The sequence below is a fragment of the Citrobacter sp. NCU1 genome, assembly GCF_010231475.1.
Taxonomy (GTDB): domain Bacteria; phylum Pseudomonadota; class Gammaproteobacteria; order Enterobacterales; family Enterobacteriaceae; genus Citrobacter_D.
Genome location: NZ_NRDO01000005.1, coordinates 33,376 through 51,780, shown reverse-complemented (window position 1 = coordinate 51,780; position 18,405 = coordinate 33,376). Strand labels below are relative to the sequence as shown.

The following is an 18,405-nucleotide window of genomic DNA, read 5'->3' as shown; positions in this document are numbered from 1 at the left end:
TTACTGGAAACTATTTTTTGAGTTGATCACGACTCAGCCGCTCATATTGAACCGACCAAAATGGAACATCACACTCAGTCTGAAGCGCTCCCTGTTCCGGTATCTTCTGGATTTTATTCTTAGTAACCTGATCTTTCTGTTCAGTGCTTCGGCATTCCCCTTTTAGGCATTGTGCCGCATTTCGTTCAGTATTCTGTATAACCTTCGAGTGACAGTTCCGGCCATGTATCTCATCACCAGTACATAGCAACTTCTCGCCAACGCGATCTACTGCTGCCCACTCTGAATGGTGTTTATCGCTCCACAGAATATTTTACCCATAGACGTGCTTAGCTCTTTTAGGGTTACGTGAGGCGCCAGTAAGGATTAATAAGTCGCATTGTCGCACCTAACGGCTCAAGCTGGCTTTCCGCTATCAGGCAGTGCCACGAAACGGGTTACACAGAAAAAAACAAGTTGTAGAAACACTTAAACCACTTCCCACCTTTGCTTAAACATTCCTAACTTTCAGAATTCACCCTGAATATTTCTTTCATCTCGTCCTTTTCTTAGGAGTACGATATGTAATCAGTAACAATGGATTTTATTGTGAGGGATTGAGAGATTTCAACAATCACTTACCGCACCCTACGAGACTACAACACCATAGCGAGAGGAAACGATAAGTTATGGTAGATAGCATTGAAGAGCGGGTATATGAGTTTGTCCGTCCCTATGCTGGAACGTACCTCTTTAACTGGAAGCCAGTAGAACTCTTATCAGAAACAGACCTCGACACTGATTTACAGATTGATGATGCTGAAATCGAAGATTTTATGAATGATTTCTTCAAAAAATTCAATGTTGAACGCGGTAACTTCAATATCGAAACCTATTACCCCAATGTGCCTTTTTCATGGAATCCTTTCAAAAAAACAGAACCCGTCCCCGTCCCTGATTTCACAGTAGGAATGTTGATCGAATCAGCAAAGGCCGGGAGGTGGTTGTACGACTAAATGCAGGAAAAATGGCGTATGACGAATGGGTCATTCTTATTTTCTGGCCCTAATTTCAATCTCAACTTTCGTATCACAGGTTGCAGTTTTTTTTAGGAAGCCCTTCCCCCACACAGGTTTTACTACGTACCCATAGATAAATTAGGGTAAAATTTACTATCTCATCAGCGTGACGAATCTGAACGTATGACACGCTGAAAACAATACGGATTCTAATAATCGCAGGAGAACAGCATGCCTGAAGCAACCCCTTTTCAGGTGCTCATTGTGGATGATCATCCGCTTATGCGGCGAGGTATTCGTCAATTACTGGAGCTGGATAACGCATTTAACGTTGTTGCCGAAGCCGGTGATGGCGCGAGTGCTATCGATCTGGCAAACCGTCTTGATATCGATTTGATCCTGCTTGATCTGAATATGAAAGGCATGAGTGGACTGGATACCCTGAATGCGTTGCGTCGGGATGGCATCACCGCGCAAATCATTATTCTCACTGTCTCTGACTCTGCCAGTGACGTTTATGCATTGATCGACGCAGGTGCTGATGGTTATTTGCTGAAAGACAGCGACCCTGAAGTTCTGCTGGACGCTATTCGCAAAGGCGCGAACGGCGGCAGCGTCTTCAGCGATCGCGTCAGTGAATACCTGCGCGAACGGGAAATGTTTGGCGCTGAAGAAGACCCCTTCAGCATGCTGACCGAGCGTGAACTGGATGTTCTGCATGAACTTGCTCAGGGACTGTCTAACAAGCAGATTGCCGCTGTGCTGAACATCTCAGAACAAACCGTCAAGGTGCATATCCGCAATCTGTTGCGTAAGCTCAATGTGCGTTCACGCGTTGCTGCGACGATTCTGTTTCTGCAAACACGCGGCCTGCATTAAAGAACAGCATGCCGGATAAGGCTGCTTATCCGGCAATTAGTCGATTACTCAGCCTGGGGCGACAGTTGCTGCATCGCCTGTTTAATACTGCGCTCAAGCACCGCCCTGCGCGTATCGTTGGCAGGCAGCATTTTCAGCATCATCTCCCAGGCCGCCACCGCCTCACCATACCGCTGCTGTTCAAAGGCATTAAACGCATACATGCTCAGCACCCGGACGTTCGCATGATCGCTTCTCACCAACTGGCGCAGTAACTCTCCTCCCTGTCGATTATCATCAGGATCGGAAGAGCGCGTTAACGCTTCTGCATAACCCAGCGCCGCGTCACTGTTTTTAGGATCCAGCCGGTAGGCATTGGCATAGGCTTGCGTCGCCGTGCTGGCATTTCCCAGCACCATACCGATACGCCCAAGCATAATCCAGCCTTCGGTATTACCTTCATCACTTTGCAGGCGAGTACGTAAACCCAGCGCCAGGCGCGTCATCTCTTCTTCATTGAGCGGTTGAGCCTTCGGATCCAGCGCGCGTTCAAGCAGAGCTGGCGTCTGTGCGGTGGCCTGTTGCCAGATTTTCACCTGCGCATAATTGCCGGTCTGATAATAACTGACCGCCCCCACGACAAGGGCAATCACAACCCCTGGAATATAGATACCCAACCCGGCACGTTTCTCCCCGGTGGGGAGTTCGTCAGGAAACGCTTCCCGTTTCAATCGTACACGGCGACGCGAACGGGCAAAAATAATCCAGCCCCCCGCACCGATAGCGACCGCTGGCAGTACCCACAGCAGTAAGGTCAGCGGGGTTAACGGGGGATCGTAGGTGACGAAATTACCGTAACGCGCCACCATATAATCGACGACCTCTTGCTGGCTTTTTCCTTCCTGCATGAGCTCGTACACTTTTTGCCGCAGATCGGTGGCAATCATCGAGTTGGAATCGGCAATGCTGTTGTTCTGGCATTTCGGGCAACGCAATTGCTCGGTAAGCTGACGGAACTGTTGTTCCTGCGCCTCATCCTTAAACTGCATCACATCAATGGTGGCCAGCGCCGAACCGGAGATCACCAGCATCAGCACCCCCAATAAAAATCTCATTGCGCGGCCTCCTTGCTGTATTTCTCCCACAGCGGCTTGATTTCGCTTTCCCACACCCGCGCGTTAAGATCGCCCGCATGACGGTAGCGAATGATCCCCTTACCGTCGATCAGGAAGGTTTCTGGCGCACCATAGACCCCCAGATCGAGACCAAGCATGCCGTCACCATCAAACAGACTTAAGGCGTAAGGGTTGCCTAGCTCTTTCAGCCAGACAATCGCTTTCTGGCGATCATCTTTGTAGTTCAGCCCCACCACCCGGATCCCCTGCGCCGAAAGCTGATTCAGATACTGATGTTCCGCACGACAGGTCGGGCACCAGGTCGCCCAGACGTTAAGCAATACCGGTTTGCCCTGGGTTAAGACGTCCGCCTGATAATGTTGACCAGGATTTTCCAGCGATTCCAGCCGGAAAGTCGGTACCGGTTTGCCAATCAGCGCGGATTCCAGATTGGTCGGATCGTCCCCCTTCGCATTACGCGCCAACTGCCATAACAGCGCAGCGGCGATGACGAGGAAAATAACAAAAGGTATCAACAGTACGTTACGCTTCATGCAGCCTCCGGCGCGGTGTTACGCGAACAAGCACGCTTGCGATAACGTGGGTCAAACAGGCAGAAAAGCCCGCCCAGCGCCATCAGCAACCCACCCGCCCATATCCAACGAATAAACGGTTTGTAATACAACCGCACGGCCCATGCGCCGTTTTCCAGCTCTTCGCCCAGCGCGGCGTACAAATCACGGGTGATCCCGCCATCAATCGCGGCTTCCGTCATCATCGAACGGCTGCTGTTGTAAAAGCGTTTCTCCGCATGGAGCGTTGCCTCGGCTTTCCCCTCTCGCGCCACATCAATGATGGCCACACCACCGCGATAGTTGGGTCCGGTGACCTCTTTCACTTCACGGAACGTAAAGCGATATTCGTGAATATCCACGCTATCACCCGCCTTCATGCGCACATCACGTTCAACGCTGTAGTTCTGGCTAAAAGCAATTCCCACCAGCGTCACCGCCAACCCGACATGTCCGGCCACCATCCCCCAGTGGCTGAGGCTCATTTTTGTGCCACGCGAAATACGCAGCGCCACTTCCGCCATTGCCAGCACAAAAACCCAGCTTGCCATTGCCAGTCCGACCACCGTCATCGCGACAATTTTGTTCTCAAACAACCAGGGGAGTAACAGTGAGAGCACCAACGTGGTGACAAACGCGATAACCAGTAACATTTTGATTTTACGCGGTCTATCGCGGCCCCAGCGTACCAGCGGCCCAATCCCCAGCAGCAGGGCGAATGGCGCCATCAGCCAGGTAAACATGGTATTGAAGAACGGTTCGCCGATTGAAATGCTACCCAGTCCTAACTGCTTATGCACCAGCGGCAGCAGCGTACCCAGTAATACCACCAGCATGGCGGCAATGAGCAGAACATTGTTGCCCAACAGCAGGGACTCACGCGACCACAGGGCGTTATTCACCCGCGAGCGTACCTTGTGCCCGCGCGTGGCGAACAGCAGCAACGAGCCGCCAATTACCAGCACCATAAAGGCGAGAATGAACATCCCGCGGGAAGGATCAGAGGCAAACGCGTGCACAGAGACCAATACGCCTGAACGCACCAGGAAGGTCCCCAGCAGACAAAGCGAGAAAGCGCAGATCGACAGCAGCAACGTCCAGGCTTTAAAGCTGGCGCGCTGTTCTGTCACCGCCAGCGAATGCATCAGCGCGGTTCCCACCAGCCACGGCATAAATGAGGCGTTTTCCACCGGATCCCAGAACCACCACCCGCCCCAGCCCAGCTCATAATACGCCCAGGCAGAACCCAGCACGATTCCAAGCGTCAGGAAAACCCACGCCGCCAGCGTCCAGGGGCGGGAGAAGCGAGCAAACGTGCTGTCCAGACGCCCACTCATCAACGAGGCGATAGCAAAGGCAAACGCTACCGAGAAACCCACATAGCCCATATACAACAGCGGTGGATGGAAGATAAGGCCAGGATCCTGCAACAGCGGATTTAAATCGCGCCCTTCAATGGGGAAGTCCGGCAATGTACGGGCGAAAGGATTTGAGGTGAACAGAATAAACAGCAGAAAACCGACGCTCACCATGCCCATGACCGCCAGCACGCGAGCGACGATGTCCAGCGGCATCCGCTGGCTGAACAGCGCGACGGCAAACGTCCAGCCGCTCATCAGCAGCACCCACAACAGCAGTGAGCCTTCATGCGCCCCCCAGGTGGCCGCCACACGATACCAGACCGGCAGTTGCGTGTTGGAATTACTGGCCACGTAGGTCACGGTAAAATCGTTCACCACGAATGCATTCACCAGCACCATGAAGGCACCCACGACACAAATAAACAGCAGCCATGCGAAAGGTCGCGATGACGCCATCATTCGCACATCGCCGCGCGCCACGCCCCATAGCGGGTAAATCGAGAGCAATAACGCTACGCCAAGCGCCAGGCACAGCAGTGCGTTGCCAATCTCAGGCATCATGAGGCTTTATCCTTGTAGACGCTTTCCGGACGACGATGGTTTTCCTGCATCGCTTTTTCAACTTCGGGCGGCGTGTAGTTTTCATCATGTTTGGCCAGTACTTCTTTTGCCTGAACATGATTGCTCTCCCCGAGCACTCCCTGTACCACGACCCCCTGCCCTTCGCGGAACAGGTCTGGCAGAATGCCCTCGTAAGTGACATCCACCACGCCTTCAGCGTCATAAATACTGAAGTTAACTTTGAGCGAATCCGGGGAGCGTTTCACACTGCCTGGCATCACCATTCCACCGACACGCAAGCGTTGGCCGACTTCTGGCAACTGCTGCGTTTCGCGCTTGCCATAAATAATTTCGCCCGGCGTGTAAAACAGATCGATGTTGGAACGCAGCGCATACAGCACCAGCGTGATGGTCAGCGCAAGACCGCCCAGTACGGCAACGGCTATCCACAAGCGATTTTTACGTCGAATATTCACGCAACCTCCTGTTGCGTCTGCACCGCACGCATTCGGGCTTCGCGCGCGTTTTGTTGCGCCACGCCAAGTAAAATCGCCCGGTGCTGTAAGACGGTATGCGCCACCAGCCCCACCAGCGGGATCAGCGTCATCACGACCGCCAGCCAGACATAAAAGGCGTAACCGCCCATTGCGAAGAAATCACTCCAGGATGCAAATGCGCTGGTCATTGGCGGCCTCTTTTTAATATCAGTTCACCCACCCACGGGCGGCGTTTTTCCATCATCAGAATCAGGTTGCGCATACGCATCAACGCCAGGGTCATAAACAGCAACAAATACCCCACAATCGCCAGACGAAGCGGGGAACGCATCGCCGGATCAATGCTTTGTTGCATACGCGTCGAGCCTTGATGAAGCGTGTTCCACCACTCCACCGAGTAATGAATAATCGGTAAGTTAACCACGCCAATCAGCACCAAAATACCTGCCGCACGGCCCGCCAAACGGCGGTCGTCAAACGCATGCCACAGTGCAATGGCACCCACATAGAGAAACAGCAGCACCAGCTCTGAGGTGAGTCGGGCATCCCATACCCACCAGGTTCCCCACATCGGTTTGCCCCATGCGGAACCGGTTACCAGCGCAATAAAGGTAAACACAGCACCAATCGGCGCCATCGCCGCCACCGCCAGGTTGGCCATTTTCATCTGCCAGACCAGGCCGATAAACGCGGCAACCGCCATTGAGGCATAGATCCCCATCGACCAGATCGCCGCCGGCACATGCAGATAAATAATCCGGTAACTTTGTCCCTGTTGATAATCCGCAGGGGCGAAGCCGAATCCCCAGATCCAGCCCGTTGCCAACACCACCACGGTGGCGATAGCCAGCCACGGCACAAAATAACCACAGATCTGATAGAGCCGTGGCGGGATCGCAAGTTGATGAAGTGTTTTCCACATAATTCAGTCACCAGACTCAAACAAAACCAATAAAAACCACGTTACTGCAAACTGATGCGTAACGCTGCCGCCGTCGCAAAAGGACTTAACGTCGCACTGCCTGCCAGCAGCGCGCCGAGGATCGCCATGTATCCCTCAACAGGCAAATGCATGGATGCCGCATCCATTGCGGCGGTTGCAAAAATTAATAATGGGATCGTCAGCGGCAACACCAGCACGCTCAACAGCACACCACCGCGTTTGAGCCCGACTGTCAGCCCCACGCCCGGCGCACCAAGAAAGCTCAGCGTCGGCGTCCCCAGCAATAATGTCAGCGCCATTATCTTCCAGCCGTAGACGTCCATTCCCAGCAGCAACGCCACCAGAGGGGAGAGGATCAGCAACGGAAGCCCCGTCACCATCCAGTGCGCCATCACTTTGGCCAGCACCACCGCCGGTAACGGCAACGGCAACAGCATCAACTGCTCAAGACTGCCATCCTGTAAGTCGTCGCGGAATAAGCGCTCCAGCGCCAACAGCGATGAGAGCAGCGCAGCAACCCAGATAATGCCAGGCGCAATGCGTGCCAGCAGTTGCGGCTCCGGGCCAATACTTAGCGGGAACAGGGTGATAACGATCAGAAAGAACCATAATGGATTGGCGATCTCCGCACTATGACGGAACGCAACCCGCAGTTCGAGACGGAAAATTCGCCACATCATTGCCCTGCCCTCTCACTGGTCAATGCAATGCGGCGGATCCTGTCGGTGTCGACATTCATCGGCTGGTGGGTGGTCAAAATCACGATCCCGCCCTGGTCGGTATGATGCGCCATCCGCTGCGTCAGACGTTCCACGCCGTTGACATCGATGGCGGTAAACGGTTCGTCGAGGATCCAGAGCGTGGCTTGTGTGAGCCACAGACGCGCCAGCGCAACGCGGCGCTGCTGCCCGGCAGAGAGTTGGTTAACAGGAATGTCTTCGTAGCCGGCAAGCCCGGCCTGCGCCAGAGCCTCCAGACACTGCGCGACATCGCCGTCCTGATGGAAAAAACGCAGGTTCTCCAACGCCGAAAGCCGGGTTTTAATCCCCGGCTGATGTCCGATCCACAGAAGATCCTGATGATAGCTCTCCCGCACGTTGCGTAGCGGTTGTTCTTGCCAGTAGACCTCCCCGGCATCAGGGCGAGCCAGCCCGGTAAGCAAGCGCAGGAGCGTGGTTTTCCCTGCGCCGTTGCTTCCGGTAATTTGTACCCATTCCCCGGCCTTCACGCAAAACGACAGTCCGCTGAACAGTGTTCTGTCGTCTCGCTCGCAGAGGAGTTCTCTGGCTTCAAGTATTCCCACTCATCAACATCCTGTTAAAAGCCTGGTTTCACGTCGCGCATATCCGGGAGTTTATGCGCTATACCTTTGTGACAATCGATACAGGTTTGCCCTTCTTTCACCGCCTGATCGTGCATTTTCGCCGCGACGCCTTTCTGGGCCGTTAAATCCATAAATTCGAAGTTGTGGCAATTGCGACACTCTTGCGAATTGTTGTCTTTCATGCGCCGCCACTCATTTTGCGCCATGGTCAGTCGATGAGCTTCAAATTTCTGCGGTGTGTCTATGAGACCAAATGCCTTTGCATACAGCTCTTTACTGGCTTTGATCTTACGGATCATTTTCGGGCCCCACTCGTGTGGGACGTGACAATCGGGACACGTTGCCCGCACGCCGCTGCGGTTGTTGTAGTGTACGGTTTCCATATATTCCTGATATACCGTATTACGCATTTCGTGGCAGCTAATGCAGAACTCTTCGGTGTTGGCTTTTTCCATACCGGTGTTGAAACCGCCCCAGAAAATAATGCCGCCGACAAAACCGATTAACAGTAACGTCCCCAGCGCCAGACGGCTGGGTCGACGCCACCATTGCCAGACGCGCTTAATGACACCCGGTTTACGGTTAGAATTTTCCATGATGACCTCTTATTTCCCGTAACCTTTCGAGGGCGTAAACGTGTTTTCAACAATCGGCGCCGCGTCTGCCTGTGGTACGTGGCACTGCAAACAGAAATAGCGGCGTGGCGCGACGTCACTGGACACTTTGCCGTCGCTGTCCATAAAGTGCGTTGGGCTGATACGCGGTGCCCCCGTTGTGCGATAGCTTTCTACGCCGTGGCATTGCAGACAGCGGTTGGTATTGGTTGTTACCTGGTATCCATCTACGCTGTGCGGAACCATAGGGGGCTGATTGACATAGTTCAGCGGCAGGCGCTCCTGCTCTTTAGGCATATGAATTGCCCCTTCCTGCGTCCCAGACACTTCTGGCGACTGGCTCAGATCTACTCCGTTTGCTGCCCAAACCGCACTACTGACAACCAGGGCCAGCCCGGCCGTCCACTGACACAGTGCTTTAATCAGGTCATGGCTTTTCATGATTTCGCTCCCGAACTCCATCGTGTTGTTATTGTAAAAACGTCCTCAGAACAGACATCCACACAGCGACCGCAAGTTATGCAGTCGCGGCTGGTGACCTGCACCGGGCTTTGCTCATCCAGCACCGGCGCACGTAGCACATGCGGTTCCGGGCAAACATGAAAACAATCCATACAGCGGTTACATTTCTGTCTGTCTTTCGCCGTAACGGTCAGCGCGCCGTGACTTCCCAGCACGCCATACAGTGCGCCTAAAGGACAGAGATGCCCGCACCAGCCGTGTTCAACGACCAGTAGATCAAATAAAAACAGAGCGATAATCAGCAGTGCGCCGCTACCGAATCCCATCACCAGGCTTCGACCCAGCAGAGAAACCGGATTGATCCATTCCCACAGTAGCGTTCCAGTCAGGGCCGAGCCTACCAACACCACAACCAGAAGCACGTACCGTATATGACGAGGAAGGCTCGCGGACTGATTCAGGTCAAACCTTCTGCGTAGCCAGTTCGCAAAATCGGTAACGGGATTCAGAGGGCAGACCCAACTGCAAAATAATCGCTTTCCGGCAAGGGCATACAGCACCGTGATGATCACCGCCCCGCTCAGCGCAACCGTGGCGGGTAAATGCCCGCTGGCCAGGCTTTGCAAGACAATCAGTGGATCGGTCAACGGGATGGTGTCGAACAGCAAACTGCTGCTGTAGTTGCCGTGGAGGATCCACACACCCAGCCACGGGCCGCTAAGAAACATTCCCAGCACCATCAGTTGACTCACGCGACGAAAAACCAACCAGCGATGGCTACGCCACCACCCTTTTTTTACCCGGGCTTCACGCCCGGCATCACGTTTACGATTTGCCATCGTTTCCCTCCAGCCAGCCAAAACGGTAGTGGTGACCCAACTCCCCTTTCGCCAGCGACAGCGGCAATACTTTTATTGCCGGTTGTTCCAGTACACAGACTTTTTCGCACTTACCGCAGCCAGTGCAGGCGTCGCTGTGAACAGTAGGAAGGAAACGCGCATGCTTGCCTGTGCGCATATTGCGCTCCAGTTCCAGGGTGATCGCCTCATCGATTTTCGGGCATTCGCGGTAGCAGACGTCGCAACGCAATCCCTGAAAGTTGAGGCAATTCTCCTGATCCAGCAATACCGCCAGCCCCATGCGGGAATCATCAATTGAGCGAATCTCCCGGTCCAGCGCCCCACTCGGGCACACTTTGGCGCACGGAATGTCTTCACACATTTCGCAAGGGATGTCGCGGGCGATGAAATACGGCGTTCCGGCTGCCAGCCCGGAGGCCAGCGTCGCCAGTTTTAGTGTGTCATACGGGCATGCCTGAACGCACTGCCCGCACCGGACACAGGCGCTGGCAAACGCGTTTTCAGCGATGGCGCCTGGTGGTCGCAACCGCACACCCGTTGCGCGTGCGGTTTGCTGCTGTAACCCCAGCGCCACGCCAACAACAGCCAGCCCGCCTGCTGCGCGAACCATATCGCGCAGAAAGCGGCGGCGGCCATTTTGCGATTTCGCTGACCGGGACATACCGAATTACACCTTCGCCAGTTTCACTGCGCACTTCTTGAAATCCGTCTCTTTGGAGAGGGGATCCGTCGCATCCAGCGTCAGGTTATTCACCAGCTGTGCGGCATCGAAGAACGGCATATACACCAGCCCCTGCGGCGGACGGTTACGTCCACGCGTTTCGACAATCGAAATCACCTCGCCACGACGAGACACCACTTTCACTTTGTCGCCACGGCGCAGGTCACGGGCTTTCGCATCCAGCGGATGAATGAACAGCACCGACTCCGGAAACGCACGGTGCAGCTCAGGCACACGACGCGTCATACTGCCGGTGTGCCAGTGTTCCAGCACACGACCGGTAGAAAGCCACAGGTCGTATTCTTTATCCGGCGCTTCCGCCGCAGGTTCAAACGGCAGCGCGAAGATCACCGCTTTGCCATCCGGTTTGCCATAAAACTTGTAGCCTTCACCCGCTTTCACGTATGGATCGTGGCCTTCGCTGTAACGCCATAACGTTTCTTTCCCATCGACCACCGGCCAGCGTATACCACGCGTTTTGTGGTAATCATCGAACGGGGCGAGGTCATGACCGTGTCCGCGACCAAACCAGGCGTACTCTTCAAACAACCCTTTTTGCAGATAGAAACCCAACTCGCGGGATTCATCATTGAGTTGATCTTCCGCCAGTTCTGTCAGTGGGTATTTGCTTACCGCAGGGGTGGCGAATAGCACGTCATACAACGTTTTACCGCGCAGTTCCGGTTTCTGCGCCAGCAGCGCTTCCGGCCAGACCTCTTCGGTTTTGAAACGGCGTGAGAACTGGACCAGTTGCCACAGGTCAGATTTCGCTTCACCCGGCGCTTTAATCTGTTGGCGCCAGAACTGGGTACGGCGCTCGGCGTTGCCGTAAGCCCCTTCTTTTTCAACCCACATCGCCGTCGGCAGGATCAGGTCGGCGGCCAGCGCGCTGACGGTTGGGTAAGGATCAGAGACAATGATGAAGTTGCGCGGATCGCGCCAGCCCGGCATACGCTCCTGGTTGATGTTCGGTCCGGCCTGCATGTTGTTGGTACACATCGTCCAGTAAACGTTCAACTTACCGTCTTTCAGCGCACGGTCCTGCGCTACCGCGTGCAAACCGATTTTGGCTGGAATGGTGCCCGTTGGGATCTGCCAGTGTTTCTCGCAGATGTCACGGTGCTTCTCATTGGTCACCACCATATCCGCAGGCAGACGGTGGGCGAAAGTCCCCACTTCACGGGCGGTACCACAGGCGGAGGGCTGACCGGTCAGGGAGAACGGTCCGCAGCCAGGTTGCGAAATTTTACCGGTCAGCAGGTGCAGGTTGTAGACCAGATTGTTGGCCCACACGCCGCGCGTATGCTGGTTAAAGCCCATCGTCCAGTAAGAGATGACTTTCTTCTTCGGATCGGCATACAACTGCGCCAGCTGTTCCAGCTGATCTTTCGGTACGCCGGTCATTTCGGCGGTTTTCTCCAGCGTGTACTCCGCGACAAACGCTTTGTACTCGTCGAAGCTAATTGGCTCAGAGGCGTCAGAACCTGGGTTTTTCGCGGCTTTCTCCAGCGGGTGGGTCGGACGTAAGCCATAGCCGATGTCCGTCGCCCCTTTGCGCAGGTTGACGTGTTTACTGAAGAAATCCTGATTAACAGCGTCGTTCTGAATAATGTAATTCGCGATGTAGTTAAGGATCACCAGATCGGTTTGCGGTGTGAACACCATGCCGTTATCGGCCAGCTCAAAACTGCGATGCTGGAAGGTGGACAGCACAGCCACGTTCACATTGGGATCGGACAAACGGCGGTTGGTAATGCGCGACCACAGAATCGGGTGCATCTCCGCCATATTGGCGCCCCAAAGCACAAATGCATCGGCCTGTTCGATATCGTCGTAGCAGCCCATCGGCTCATCCATACCGAAGGTACGCATAAAGCCCACCACCGCCGATGCCATGCAGTGGCGCGCGTTCGGATCGATGTTGTTCGAACGGAAGCCGGCTTTGAACAGTTTCGCCGCCGCGTAACCTTCCCAGACCGTCCACTGACCGGAACCAAACATCCCAACCGATTCTGGCCCTTTCTCCTTCATAGAGGTTTTGAATTTCTCTTCCATGATGTCAAAGGCCTGGTCCCAGCTAATCGGGGTAAACTCGCCTTCTTTATTGAACTTGCCGTCTTTCATACGCAGCATCGGCTGCGTTAAACGGTCTTTTCCGTACATGATTTTCGGCAGAAAGTAACCCTTGATGCAGTTAAGCCCACGGTTAACGGGTGCATCAGGATCGCCCTGACACGCCACAACGCGCCCCTGCTGAGTCCCCACCAGCACGCCGCAGCCCGTTCCGCAAAAACGGCACGGCGCTTTGTCCCACTTGATGGCTTCCTGCTGACCGACCACGGCGCGGGCAACGCCCGGCACGCTGAGTCCGGCAGCCGCCGCAGCGGCCGCAACGGCGTTAGCTTTCATAAAGCTACGACGACTGATTTTCATGGTGTTTCCTCACCTTGCTCATCCTGCTGGTGATAAACCAGCGACACCGCCAGCACGCCTGCAACGTTGCGTACCGACTCAATTGTTTGCATCAGCGTTTCGCTGTGTTCTGCTTCTACCACCACGATCAACTGACCGCTTTCCACATCACTAAGGGCAACTTCGCAGCCAGAAAACTGCTGTAATTGCGCGCTGATGTCGGTGATATGCTGGCTTTTTGCCTGAACGACCAGGCTACAAACCTGCCAGTTAGTGTGCATGGTTGTACTCCGCATTTATGGCTGACACCGGGCAACTGGCGACACACGCCCCGCATCCCCTGCACGCCTGATTGTTAAGTTGCGGTTGATAAATACCCGACAGCGTGGGCCGAAAGGTAATAGCCATTGGTTCACAGCTGTCCTGGCAGCGATGGCACTCAACAGACTGATATGCCAGGCAATCTTGCCCAAGGGTAAAATTCAGATCCCAGGCCCTGGTGTGGCGCGGAAGAAAAAGAGATTCGGTACAGGCTTGCGCGCAGGCATAACAAAAGCTGCACTCGCCCTGTTTGAAATTTACGTTTGGGTAGCCGCCCTGGCCTCGCTGCAGGATGTTGTTCTCACATGCCTTAATGCAGGCGTCGCAACGGGTACAATTTGCCAGAAAGTGTGAGACTTCCCCGCTCCACGGCGGACAGATCCCCTCGCTGGCTTTGCGCCAGGCGCCTGTCAACATACCTCGACGGGATAGTTCAACCATGACATTGTCCTTCCATAACGACGTTCATTCAGGAGGGTGAACGACAATAAAAACCGCACTTTTTATGAGTTGTTATTTTAACGTGTACATTATTTCAGGATGTGATAGAGGTGCATACCCCGATAGGGGTAAATGCTGTTGCCGGATCAAAAGAGTGTAGGATTGCCGTGAGGTAATGTGCATTTGCTCACATTTCAGCAGGTTATCTTTAAACCATCACCCGCAAACCACAAAACAGAGAGTCATCCTATTTACATAATTATTATCAGCATATAAATCCAGTCAATTAAGTAAAACCCTCATTCATACACTTAAAATATAAGTAAATTTAGATTAATACGACTCATGAATGTGTTACGCTGCGCGAAATCGTTCATAAGCGAGAAAAGGAAATAGCGTGAACACTACACTGAAGACCCTTGTTCCTGCGGTACTACTGGCCGCTTTCGCCAGTACTTCAACCATGGCAGCCACTCAAGAGACCAATTCTCAGCCGCTGGAAAAAGTCGCGCCCTATCCGAAGGCAGAAAAAGGCATGAAACGTCAGGTTATCCAGCTCACACCTGAGCAGGATGAATCTACCCTCAAAGTAGAACTGCTGATTGGTCAAACACTGGAAGTCGATTGCAACCGTCATCGTCTTGGCGGACAGCTGGAAAGCAAAACGCTGGAAGGCTGGGGCTACAACTACTATGTCGTCGATAAAGTCTCGTCCCCTGTTTCAACCATGATGGCCTGCCCGGATGGCAAAAAAGAGAAAAAATTCGTCACGGCGTACCTGGGCGATGCCGGAATGCTGCGCTACAACAGTAAACTGCCAATCGTGGTATATGCCCCCGATAACGTAGAAGTGAAATATCGCATCTGGAAAGCTGACGAGAAAGTTCAGAACGCGGTAGAGCGTTAAGACGTTTATTTCAGAGATAAAAAAAACCTGCCGAGGCAGGTTTTTTTATTTTACAGCAAGATATCTGCTTACAGCGCGATATCTGCGACTGCTTTACGCTCGGGCTGAGCCTGAGGTTTCAGTTGCGGTGTCGGCGCAGCGTCCGCCACCTGAGGTTTGTCATATTTCAGACCCAGCACCTCGCTGGTGTACTGCAACTCTTGTTCCGTCGCCTCAACGTTGCCGTTCAGTTTTGTTCCGTATGACGGCACAATCGTTTTCAGCTTCGCCTGCCATTGCTCAGTGGCGACTTTATCTTTAAACACTTTTTCCATCAGATGCAGCATGATCGGTGCCGCGGTTGACGCACCCGGTGACGCGCCCAGCAACGCCGCAATGGTACCGTCTTTGTCGCTTACCACTTCGGTGCCCAGACGCAATACGCCGCCTTTGTCTGCATCACGCTTGATGATTTGCACACGCTGACCCGCCTGCCACAGACGCCAGTCTTCTTTCTTCGCCTGCGGATAGTACTCTTTCAGCGCCTCAAAACGGTCGTCATCGCTCAGCATGACCTGGCTCAGCAAGTATTTCACCAGATCAAAGTTGTCCAGCCCCACGTTTACCATCGGCATAAAGTTCGAGGTCGTGGTTGAACTCATCAGATCCCACAGCGAACCGTTTTTCAGGAATTTAGTGGAGAAGGTCGCAAATGGCCCAAACAGCACAACACGTTTACCGTCCAGAACGCGGGTGTCGATATGAGGGACCGACATCGGCGGTGCGCCGACAGAGGCCTGACCGTACACTTTCGCCAGGTGTCGATTCACGACATCCGGATTATCCGAAACAAGGAACTGACCGCCTACCGGGAATCCGGCATAGCCATCGGCTTCCGGAATTCCGGACTCCTGCATCAGTTTCAGCGCCGCACCACCTGCACCGATAAAGACAAACTTCGCTTTGATGTCGTGCTCTGCTTCACCGTTTTTCAGATCGGCAACCGTCACAGTCCAGGAGTTATCCGCGTTACGCTTAAAGCCACGCACTTCCGTGTTCAGTTGCAGCGCAAAGTTCGGTTTTTTCTGTAAAGAAGCGATCATCTGACGGGTAATTTCACCGTAGTTCACGTCAGTACCGATTTCAGTACGCGTGGCGGCCACTTTCTGTTTCGGATCGCGTCCTTCCATGACCAGCGGCGCCCACTCTTTGATCTGTGCGTGATCTTCGGAGTAACGCATACCACGGAACAAGGTGCTCTGCTGGAGCGCCGCATAACGGGCACGCAGGAAGTTCACGTTCTCATCGCCCCAGACAAAGCTCATGTGCGGAACGGTCGTGATAAAGGAACGCGGATCGTGAAGGACGCCGCTGTTAACCTGATGTGCCCAGAACTGGCGAGATATCTGGAAGGATTCATTGATGTCGACGGCTTTTTCAATGCTGATGGAGCCATCGGCTTTCTTCGGCGTATAGTTCAGCTCCATGAGCGCTGAGTGGCCTGTCCCGGCGTTATTCCAGCCGTTTGAGCTCTCCTGCGCAACCCCATCCAGCCGCTCGACCATGGTCATGGACCAGTCCGGTTCCAGCTCCTGTAGATACGTCCCCAGGGTGGCGCTCATAATACCGCCGCCAATCAACAGGACATCCGTCTCCTGCTCTTCGGTCGCTTTCGCTTTTGCTGCCATAGAAACAACATTCAGCCCCACGGCCAGGGTGAAGAGCATGGCCGTCGCTTTTTTCATCATGTTAATGCCTTACTTTGAGTATCGCTTTTTGCTTTTCGCAGGTGAAAATCAATCGGCATTAACGTTAACATTTAAGTCATAAAATTTAAATATTGTTTATAAATTATATTAAAATTTTAAAGTTATTGTTGCTTATTTGAATATTTATCAACCTACAGAAGAAAAATGGTCGCCAGTCCCAGAAAAATGAAGAAGCCGCCGGTATCCGTCAGCGCCGTGATCATCACGCTTGAGCCCACCGCCGGGTCGCGCCCAAACTTCAGCATCGCCATAGGAATGATGACCCCCATCAACGCGGCGACCAACAGATTGAGCACCATTGCCAGCGTCATCACGGCCCCCAGCGCCATGTCGTCATACAGCCACCAGGTCACGCCCCCCATGATCCCGCCCCAAACCAGGCCATTGATCAACGCGACGCCCATCTCGCGCAGGATCAGGAAGGTTAAATTCCCCGGCTGAATATGTTGCAATGCCAGCGCCCGCACGATCATGGTGATGGTTTGATTCCCGGTATTCCCCCCGATCCCGGCGACGATCGGCATCAGAGAGGCCAGCGCGACCAGTTGTGAAATGGTGTGTTCAAATCCATCAATCACCCGGGAGGCGATAAACGCAGTACACAGATTGATCGCCAGCCACGCCCAGCGGGTTTTTACGGCTTTCGTGACCGGGGCGAAGACGTCTTCCTCCGCACTTAACCCCCCCATGCGCCGCAGATCGGTATCCGTTTCTTCATAGACCACATCGACAATTTCATCGATGGTTAAGCGGCCCATCAACTTACCGGATGTATCCACCACCGCCGCGCTAACCAGGTTTTCACGTTCGAAGGTTCGCGCCGCGTTTTCGGCTTTGTCTTCCGGGGCGAAGGTCATCGGGTCATCATCCATGACCTCACTCACCTTTTTCTGCGTATCGTTGAGCAAAATACAGGTTAACGTCAGCTCACCGACGAGCGTTTTTTTCCGATTGATAACAAAGAGTTTATCGGTGTTTTCCGGCATTTTTCCCAGTCGGCGTAAATAGCGCTGTACCGCTTCTAAGGTCACATCCGGGCGCACCGTAATGACTTCGAATTCCATGATCGCGCCAACGCGATTTTTCTCGTAGTGCATGACCTGACGCACGCGGGCACGCTCTTCCGGCGGCAATGTCGCCAGCAGTCGCCCAGTGAGATTACGCGGCAAATGCTGCACCAGATAAATCTGTTCATCGATGTCGAGATACTGCAATGCATCCAGCAACGCACGGTCGGTCATTTCGTCAATCAAATCGTCCCAGACGTTTTCTGAGGCTTCAATCAACACTTTGCCGCGTTTTTCACTGTCAACCAGTCGCCACAGGGCGTGACGCTCTTCGGAAGGTAACGCTTCCAGGGTGTCGGCGAGATCGGCAGGCGGCAGGCGGGCGACCAATGCCCCTACCTCAGCAATATCGTCGGATAACGTACCGACGTCATATTGCTCAGCCAGGGTAAGTTTGCCTAACAGGGTAGAAATAATGGCTTTGTCGGTGGTCAGCAACCAGATGAGGCGGGCACGCTCTTCATCACGTTGCCTGGCGGTATTTTTCGTTGTTACGGTCATGAGTTATAAATCCAAATTATGGAATGCCAATAAGGATGGTCTCCAAAAATGTAAATAACAATAAACGGTTAACGTGGTTGGAGAAAAAAACGGCGAATGCCCGGCCTGTGGGCCGGGCTCCA

General features: G+C 53.8%; 20 protein-coding genes and 2 pseudogenes. 4 read left to right on the top strand and 18 right to left on the bottom strand.

The window, feature by feature from the left end:
- Positions 1-33 precede the first annotated feature (33 nt).
- A pseudogene (locus tag CJP72_RS25355) lies at positions 34-213 on the bottom strand (transposase); the annotation flags it as partial.
- Positions 214-600: 387 nt separating this feature from the next.
- Between CJP72_RS25355 and CJP72_RS26245 the strand changes: the two are divergent.
- From CJP72_RS26245 to narP, 3 genes and pseudogenes are all read left to right on the top strand, one after another.
- Positions 601-675: pseudogene (locus tag CJP72_RS26245) on the top strand (STM2901 family protein); the annotation flags it as partial.
- Complete coding sequence (locus CJP72_RS01860) at positions 669-995, top strand: DUF1493 family protein (protein WP_162379208.1); 327 nt, start codon at positions 669-671, stop codon at positions 993-995. The pseudogene CJP72_RS26245 and the gene CJP72_RS01860, both read left to right, overlap by 7 nt.
- A gap of 234 nt (positions 996-1,229) precedes the next feature.
- On the top strand, positions 1,230-1,877 hold the full coding sequence (gene narP, locus CJP72_RS01855) for a nitrate/nitrite response regulator protein NarP (RefSeq protein ID WP_162379207.1): 648 nt from the start codon (positions 1,230-1,232) through the stop codon (positions 1,875-1,877).
- 44 nt (positions 1,878-1,921) lie between these two features.
- Here the strand turns inward: narP and CJP72_RS01850 are convergent, their stop codons facing one another.
- From CJP72_RS01850 to napF, 15 genes are read right to left on the bottom strand one after another with little or no spacing between them, the layout of a single operon-like run.
- A complete protein-coding gene (locus tag CJP72_RS01850) occupies positions 1,922-2,971 on the bottom strand; it encodes a cytochrome c-type biogenesis protein CcmH (protein ID WP_162379206.1) in 1,050 nt (349 codons plus the stop codon).
- Positions 2,968-3,525, bottom strand: coding sequence for a thiol:disulfide interchange protein DsbE (dsbE, locus tag CJP72_RS01845; protein WP_162379205.1), 558 nt, complete (start codon positions 3,523-3,525; stop codon positions 2,968-2,970). Before dsbE ends, CJP72_RS01850 begins: the two co-directional genes overlap by 4 nt.
- Entirely contained in the window at positions 3,522-5,465 is a 1,944-nt protein-coding gene (locus tag CJP72_RS01840; RefSeq protein WP_162379204.1) for a heme lyase CcmF/NrfE family subunit, read from the bottom strand. Before CJP72_RS01840 ends, dsbE begins: the two co-directional genes overlap by 4 nt.
- Positions 5,462-5,941 (bottom strand): cytochrome c maturation protein CcmE, encoded by a 480-nt coding sequence (gene ccmE / locus CJP72_RS01835; protein ID WP_162379203.1) that lies wholly within the window; start codon positions 5,939-5,941, stop codon positions 5,462-5,464. The genes CJP72_RS01840 and ccmE overlap by 4 nt, the downstream gene beginning before the upstream one ends.
- A complete protein-coding gene (gene ccmD / locus CJP72_RS01830; protein ID WP_162379202.1) occupies positions 5,938-6,150 on the bottom strand; it encodes a heme exporter protein CcmD in 213 nt (70 codons plus the stop codon). The genes ccmE and ccmD overlap by 4 nt, the downstream gene beginning before the upstream one ends.
- Complete coding sequence (locus CJP72_RS01825; RefSeq protein ID WP_162379201.1) at positions 6,147-6,884, bottom strand: heme ABC transporter permease; 738 nt, start codon at positions 6,882-6,884, stop codon at positions 6,147-6,149. Before CJP72_RS01825 ends, ccmD begins: the two co-directional genes overlap by 4 nt.
- A 41-nt stretch (positions 6,885-6,925) precedes the next feature.
- The gene (gene ccmB / locus CJP72_RS01820; RefSeq protein ID WP_162379200.1) at positions 6,926-7,585 is read right to left on the bottom strand and encodes a heme exporter protein CcmB; all 660 of its coding nucleotides are present in this window, start codon (positions 7,583-7,585) and stop codon (positions 6,926-6,928) included.
- A complete protein-coding gene (gene ccmA, locus CJP72_RS01815; RefSeq protein ID WP_342212274.1) occupies positions 7,582-8,208 on the bottom strand; it encodes a cytochrome c biogenesis heme-transporting ATPase CcmA in 627 nt (208 codons plus the stop codon). Before ccmA ends, ccmB begins: the two co-directional genes overlap by 4 nt.
- A gap of 14 nt (positions 8,209-8,222) precedes the next feature.
- On the bottom strand, positions 8,223-8,825 hold the full coding sequence (gene napC, locus CJP72_RS01810; RefSeq protein WP_162379199.1) for a cytochrome c-type protein NapC: 603 nt from the start codon (positions 8,823-8,825) through the stop codon (positions 8,223-8,225).
- Positions 8,826-8,834: 9 nt separating this feature from the next.
- On the bottom strand, positions 8,835-9,284 hold the full coding sequence (napB, locus tag CJP72_RS01805; RefSeq protein WP_162379198.1) for a nitrate reductase cytochrome c-type subunit: 450 nt from the start codon (positions 9,282-9,284) through the stop codon (positions 8,835-8,837).
- Positions 9,281-10,144: a quinol dehydrogenase ferredoxin subunit NapH gene (gene napH, locus CJP72_RS01800; protein ID WP_162379197.1), complete on the bottom strand. Its 864-nt coding sequence runs from the start codon at positions 10,142-10,144 to the stop codon at positions 9,281-9,283. The genes napB and napH overlap by 4 nt, the downstream gene beginning before the upstream one ends.
- Positions 10,131-10,826 carry a ferredoxin-type protein NapG gene (napG, locus tag CJP72_RS01795; RefSeq protein WP_162379196.1) on the bottom strand — a complete coding sequence of 232 codons (696 nt, stop codon included), beginning with the start codon at positions 10,824-10,826 and terminating at the stop codon, positions 10,131-10,133. The genes napH and napG overlap by 14 nt, the downstream gene beginning before the upstream one ends.
- Before the next feature lie 6 nt (positions 10,827-10,832).
- On the bottom strand, positions 10,833-13,319 hold the full coding sequence (napA, locus tag CJP72_RS01790; RefSeq protein ID WP_162379195.1) for a nitrate reductase catalytic subunit NapA: 2,487 nt from the start codon (positions 13,317-13,319) through the stop codon (positions 10,833-10,835).
- Positions 13,316-13,579: a chaperone NapD gene (napD, locus tag CJP72_RS01785; protein WP_162379194.1), complete on the bottom strand. Its 264-nt coding sequence runs from the start codon at positions 13,577-13,579 to the stop codon at positions 13,316-13,318. Before napD ends, napA begins: the two co-directional genes overlap by 4 nt.
- The gene (gene napF / locus CJP72_RS01780) at positions 13,569-14,060 is read right to left on the bottom strand and encodes a ferredoxin-type protein NapF (RefSeq protein WP_162379193.1); all 492 of its coding nucleotides are present in this window, start codon (positions 14,058-14,060) and stop codon (positions 13,569-13,571) included. The genes napD and napF overlap by 11 nt, the downstream gene beginning before the upstream one ends.
- A 409-nt stretch (positions 14,061-14,469) precedes the next feature.
- Between napF and eco the strand changes: the two genes are divergently transcribed.
- A complete protein-coding gene (eco, locus tag CJP72_RS01775) occupies positions 14,470-14,967 on the top strand; it encodes a serine protease inhibitor ecotin (protein WP_162379285.1) in 498 nt (165 codons plus the stop codon).
- Positions 14,968-15,035: 68 nt separating this feature from the next.
- Here eco and mqo read toward each other — a convergent pair whose 3' ends face one another.
- Complete coding sequence (gene mqo / locus CJP72_RS01770) at positions 15,036-16,691, bottom strand: malate dehydrogenase (quinone) (RefSeq protein ID WP_162379284.1); 1,656 nt, start codon at positions 16,689-16,691, stop codon at positions 15,036-15,038.
- Between the two features lie 155 nt (positions 16,692-16,846).
- Complete coding sequence (gene mgtE / locus CJP72_RS01765; protein ID WP_162379192.1) at positions 16,847-18,283, bottom strand: magnesium transporter; 1,437 nt, start codon at positions 18,281-18,283, stop codon at positions 16,847-16,849.
- Between the last annotated feature and the right edge of the window lie 122 nt (positions 18,284-18,405).